Origin of the sequence: uncultured Granulicatella sp. (assembly GCF_963528315.1) — a bacterium.
Lineage (GTDB): Bacteria > Bacillota > Bacilli > Lactobacillales > Aerococcaceae > Granulicatella.
On the sequence record NZ_CAURVV010000066.1, the window covers coordinates 1 to 6,209 of the forward strand.

Genomic DNA, 6,209 nt, shown 5'->3' on the forward strand with positions numbered 1-6,209 from the left:
GATGCGTTTATCATATAATCATACCAATCCATAATTTTCCTCCTATAAGAAATTGACTCAATCTTTGTAGTTTATTATAGCTGAAGCACTTATGAGTGTAAAGTTTGGGAAGGTTCCTCAATAATATCATTCACAATGTGCTATTCATTGTTTATTAATAAATGGTATTATAATAAGGTATCTGATAAATAGAAGGGAATAACATTTATGGAAGTAGAAGATTTAGTATTTAATGTAATTGAACAAAATCCAGAACGATTTGATAAATTGTTACAAAAATTGGGATATCAAAAAATGACAATGTGCAAGGAAAACTTAACAACAAAAGAAATGTGTGAACAATTAGGAATTAATTATAGTTCTTGGAAACAAAGTGATGTGAGAAATCATCCAGAGATTGTTAGATTACGAGATACTACTATTTCAAGAAACCATATTTACAAATCGAGTAGTTTAAGTATCATAGAAAGAGTTTGGAAAAATAGAAAAAGATAACTACTGTTAAATAGTAAGCAAATTTCATTGACATAGCATTTTAAATAGCCTTACAATATTTCTGTTTGTAGTTAATTGAAAGGAGTTCATTCATGACAACTATTGAAAACCCGATGGGAACACAGCCCATCAAAAAACTATTGATGCAATTAGCAATTCCGGCAATGATTGCTAATGTCGTCAATGCCTTATATAACATCGTTGATCAAATTTTTATTGGACAAGGAGTTGGATATTTAGGAAATGCTGCGACGAATATTGCTTTTCCAATTACAACGATTTGTTTAGCATTAGGATTAATGACAGGAGTAGGGGCTGCATCTAATTTTAATTTAGAATTAGGTCGAAAAGAAGTGGAGAAAGCTAGAAAAATTGCAGGTACAGCGGTCATTCAATTAATCGTGATGGGAATTGCAGTTTGCCTGCTTGTTCAAATCTTTTTAGCACCATTAATGCAACTATTTGGAGCAACAGATCAAATTTTTGATTATGCCATGGAGTATTCTCGCATTACGGCGTATGGAATTCCATTTTTCTTATTTTCAACAGGATTTAATCCTCTTGTACGTTCAGATGGAAGAGCGACTTTTTCAATGATGGCGATAATTGCCGGAGCTGTTTTAAATACAGTATTAGACCCAATTTTCATTTTTGTATTTCAAATGGGGATAGCTGGAGCAGCTTGGGCAACGGTGATCAGTCAGATGGTTTCAGCATTATTATTATTTGCTTATATTCCAAAATTTCGTTCCGTGAAATTTCAATGGGAAGATTTTATTCCACATATGAAGCAAGTAAAAGCAATTGCTGCTCTAGGATTAACTTCATTTATTTTCCAAATTTCAGCTTTAATTGTACAAATTGTGTCGAATAATTTATTGAAAACATATGGAGCTATGTCTATTTATGGAAGTGAAATTCCAATTGCAGTTGGTGGAATTGTTTCTAAAGTATTTGTTATTTTTATTGCGCTAATTATTGGAATGACGCAAGGAGTTCAGCCGATTGTCGGATATAATTATGGGGCAAAATATTACGAGCGAGTACGTCAAACGATTTTTCTAGCGTTAAAAATAGGATTTGGACTTTCATTTGTTACTTGGGCAGTGTTTGAAATTTTTCCTTTACAAATTATTCAACTATTCGGTAATGGAAATGATTTGTATTTTGAATTTGGAATTCGTTATATGAGATACTTTATGCTATTTACTTTAATTAATGGGATAACGATTTTAATTACAACATTTTTCCCAGCAATTGGAAAAGCAAAAACGGGAGCATTTTTATCATTAGCAAGACAATTATTGATTTTATTACCTGTCATGTTACTGATGACTTATATTTTTGGAGTAGAGGGGATGATGTTTGCTACTCCAGTATCAGATGTCATTTCTTTAGTTCTTTGTCTGTTTTTCTTTAAACGAGAATTACACGATATTCATATGAGAGAAGAATTGATTTTATCCAAATAATCATTAGAGAGTGAAGTAGTCGAATACTTTACTCTTTTTTCTTTCTAAGATGGAAATGTTTCGTAAATTGGTTTAAGATAGAGGAAAGGAGTGATGACATGGAATGGAAAACTTTATTGGCAACTACTCGTCTTTCAGACAAAGATTCAAATCATCGTAACGAGTTTGATGATGATTATAAAAGAATTGTAACAAGTCCCGCTTTTAGGCGATTACAAGATAAGACGCAAGTATTTCCATTAGAAAGATTAGACTTTATTCATACAAGGTTAACACATTCTTTAGAAGTAGCAATGATTGCAAGAACATTAGTGAGTGAAATTGTACGATTGTTGCAACAAGATTCATTGACCGAAACAGATTCCAGCAAACAAGAAATGATTGAGCATCAAAGTGATATTGCTCGAATTGTAGAATGTGCAAGTTTATTACATGATATTGGCAATCCTCCTTATGGACATTTTGGAGAAGATATTATTCGACAATGGTTTAAGAAAAATTTACCACGAATTTTAGCAGAACATTCAGATGTGGCAGAAGAATTTTTAGCGAGTCCTTATGTACATGATTTTTATCATTTTGAAGGGAATGCACAATCACTAAGAATCGTAACGAAGTTACATGATTTTAAGGGGAACTTTGATGGATTAGATTTAACTCCTGCGACGATTAATACAATTTTAAAATATACAAGAGCTTCTAATCAGCCAAAATCTGAGAAAATTACGTCTAAAAAAGTAGGATTTTTCAGAGCTGAAGAAGATATTTTTCGTCAAATTACTTCGATTACTGGAACAGGAGAAAATCGCCATCCATTGACGTTTATTTTAGAAGCTGCAGATGATATTGCATATTTAATTGCAGATATGGAGGATGCCATTGGAAAAGGTGTTTTAAGATTTGCTGTTGTAAAGGAATATTTACATTCTGTATTAAAAGAGGATAAAACTTCTTCGCATTCAAAAAAAGTCGTGAATATATTAGAAACCATTGATGAGGAAATTTTTAGTATTAATCAATTTTTTGTTGATTTAAGAACAATGTTAATCGATGCAGCGACAGAGTCTTTCGTTCTTCATTATGAGAAGATTATGAATGGAGAGTATCAGCAAGATTTATTATCGGACTCTAGTGCGCATGAATTATATACGCATTTAAGAAAAATTTCTGAAGATAAAATATATGATCATAAGAGTATTTTACGGTTAGAAATTTCAGGTTATTCTACTTTAACGTATTTATTAGATAGTTTTGTTCCACCATTAGTAGCCTATGATACAAACCGTCGATTAGATTATGTTGATTTGAAGAAAATTGGCATCATTTCAGAAAGTCAAAAACGTTCGTATCATTATTTTGCAGAAGGTAAATCTGAAGTGGAAAAATTATATTTACGCTTATTATTGGCAACTGATTTTATCTCAGGAATGACGGATAGTTATGCACATCAACTTTACCGAGATATGGTAGGAATTTAGAAGTTATTTGAAAGGAATTTATACATGAATCAAACATTAGAATATCTACAAGAATTATTAGCAGTCCCTTCTCCAACGGGATATACAGTAGGAGTACAAGAGTACTTAATGAAAACTCTAGAAAAATTATGTTACCCTTATAAAAGAACACCAAAAGGGAATATTATCGTAACGGTAGAAGGGAAGGACAATTCGAGTAGTCGTGTAGTAACTGCCCATGTTGATACATTAGGAGCGATTGTTCGTGCCATTAAACCAAGTGGTCGTTTGAAATTAGATAAAATTGGTGGTTATCCATGGAATATGATTGAAGGAGAAAACTGTACTGTTCATATTGCTTCAACAGGTGAAAGTGTAACGGGAACGATTTTAATTCATCAAACAAGTTGTCATGTTTATAAAGATGCTGGTACAGCAGAACGTACGCAAGATAATATGGAAGTTCGTTTGGATCTAGAAGTAAATTCTGAACAAGAGACAAGAAGTTATGGAATTGAAGTGGGAGACTTTGTTTCCTTTGATCCACGCACAACGATTACTTCAACTGGATTTGTAAAAAGTCGTTTCTTGGATGATAAAGTTAGTGCAGCTATTTTATTAAATTTATTAAAAACTTATCGTGAGTGGAATGTTCTATTGCCCGTAACGACTCATTTTATGTTTAGTTGTATTGAAGAAACAGGAACAGGGGCGAATAGTAGCATTCCTGAAAATGCTGTGGAATTTTTAGCAGTCGATATGGGTGCAATGGGAGACGACCAACAAACAGATGAATATACTGTTTCTATTTGTGTGAAAGATGGTTCTGGTCCTTATAATTATACGCTACGTCAACATTTAGTAGCATTAGCAAAAGAAAAAGAAATTGACTATCGATTAGATATTTATCCATTTTATGGAAGTGATGCTTCAGCAGCTATGCGTGCAGGAGCAGATGTCAAACATGCTTTATTAGGAGCAGGAATTGAATCAAGTCATTCCTATGAAAGAACTCATATTAAATCAATTCAAGCAACTGAAGCTTTAGTAGATGCTTATTTGAAAAGTGAATTAGTATAATCATGACCACCCGTCTAACGGGTGGTCATGATTTTTATAATTGGATTAATAGAATTATTAAACTATACAATAAAATCAATTTAAAGAAAAATAAATATTAGATAATCTTAGACGATAGAAATTAAAAACTCTATTGTCTATTTTTATACTCAAAAGTTGGAGGGTATGATGATGAGGAAAAAATTCTATATTAGGTCAAATAAAAAGCTTTAAGATAGATGACAAAACTAAGTCTAATAAGAAAGACCATAGCAAAGGTGCAGAGAGATAAATATCGGTAGTCTCCGGACGGCCTTTATTTTTTTGCTTTTTTAAAGTGATGTATCAATTGATTAAAAATAACCTATAGTTAATGTTATAATAAATTTGTATGTAATAACAAACATAAGTATTTTTTTAATGTATATATGTACGAGATTAGCTATCGAAAAAATAATCTTGGAGGTTATATGGAATTAAGTTATAAAAGGTTATTAAAAAAACTCATTGATTTAGATATGCAACATAATGAGCTTATGGAAAAAGCAAATGTAAGTAGGAGTACATTTTATAAATTAAAGAATGGTGAGAATGTAACTACCGATATTTTGCTCAGAATTTGTGATGCATTGGATTGCGACATATCAGAAATTATGGAGTGTATTAAAAATGATTGAAATAATAAATGGAGAATGCATAGAAGAATTGAGGAAGTTAGACTCATCTACGGTTGATTTAATTATTACAGATTCTCCATATAATATTGCGAATTTCATGAACGGGAGAGATACAAATCTATAAAAAATGCGTTCTAATTTTTTTGGTGCTGCTGGTTGGGATGATTTAGATTTTAATGATTGGAAAGGCCATATGAGATTGTTTTTAAAGAATTAAGTAGGATACTTAAGAATGGTGCTTCCATGATAGTTTTTATGTCAATATTAAGGGTTGAAACTCTTGTTGAAATAGCAAATGAATTTGGTTTTTATTATAAAACCACTGGAATTTGGCACAAAACAAATCCAATACCTAGAAATATGAATTTACATTTTGTTAATTCAAATGAGTGTTGGATATATTTTACTTATAAAACAAAAACAGGAACATTCAATAATAAAGGTAAATTGGTTCTAGACTATATTGAAACATCTGTCACGACTGCTAGGGAAAAGAAATTAGGTAAACATCCAACACAAAAGCCAATTATATTATTCGAACATTTTATAAGATTGCTTTCAAATGAGGGCGATTTAGTAGTAGATCCATTTCTAAGAAGCGGTTCTTCTGCAATTGCAAGCCATAGATTAAATAGAAATTTTATCGGTGTTGAATTAGAAGAAAAATATGCTAAATTAGCGAATATGAGGGTAGAAGATGAAAAGACAAGTTATTGATTTGTTTTTTGGAGTTGGTGGACTATCTAAAGAATTTTTCGACTCAGGATTTGAAATTGTTTTAGCAAATGAAGTTGACTATTCTATAGCTAATTTTTATAAAAAAAATCATCCTAAAGTGAAAATAATTAATGAAGATATTTCAAAATTAGATATTGATGATGTTTTTAATGAGTATAAAAATATAGACGTAATTGTTTGGGGACCACCTTGTCAAGGATTTTCTCAAAAAGGGAAAAGAAAAATAATGGATGATCCACGTAATTTTTTATTTAAATATTTTTTTGAGGTAGTTAGTGTTGTTAGACCGAAGTATTTTGTGCTAGAAAATG

7 protein-coding genes are annotated in these 6,209 nt (G+C 31.2%); all 7 read left to right on the top strand.

Annotated features, from left to right (window positions below):
• Positions 1–207: 207 nt before the first annotated feature.
• Positions 208–495, top strand: a complete 288-nt coding sequence (locus RYK07_RS08630; RefSeq protein ID WP_314853461.1) for a hypothetical protein — start codon at positions 208–210, stop codon at positions 493–495.
• Between the two features lie 92 nt (positions 496–587).
• Positions 588–1,967, top strand: coding sequence for an MATE family efflux transporter (locus RYK07_RS08635; protein ID WP_314853462.1), 1,380 nt, complete (start codon positions 588–590; stop codon positions 1,965–1,967).
• 98 nt (positions 1,968–2,065) lie between these two features.
• A complete protein-coding gene (locus RYK07_RS08640) occupies positions 2,066–3,445 on the top strand; it encodes a deoxyguanosinetriphosphate triphosphohydrolase (protein WP_314853463.1) in 1,380 nt (459 codons plus the stop codon).
• A gap of 24 nt (positions 3,446–3,469) precedes the next feature.
• A complete protein-coding gene (locus tag RYK07_RS08645) occupies positions 3,470–4,504 on the top strand; it encodes a M42 family metallopeptidase (RefSeq protein ID WP_314853464.1) in 1,035 nt (344 codons plus the stop codon).
• 449 nt (positions 4,505–4,953) lie between these two features.
• A complete protein-coding gene (locus tag RYK07_RS08650; protein ID WP_314853465.1) occupies positions 4,954–5,160 on the top strand; it encodes a helix-turn-helix transcriptional regulator in 207 nt (68 codons plus the stop codon).
• A 255-nt stretch (positions 5,161–5,415) separates the two neighbouring features.
• Positions 5,416–5,877 carry a site-specific DNA-methyltransferase gene (locus RYK07_RS08655; RefSeq protein WP_314853466.1) on the top strand — a complete coding sequence of 154 codons (462 nt, stop codon included), beginning with the start codon at positions 5,416–5,418 and terminating at the stop codon, positions 5,875–5,877.
• On the top strand, positions 5,858–6,209 hold a 352-nt coding region (locus tag RYK07_RS08660; RefSeq protein ID WP_314853467.1), incomplete at its 3' end, for a DNA cytosine methyltransferase. The genes RYK07_RS08655 and RYK07_RS08660, both read left to right, overlap by 20 nt.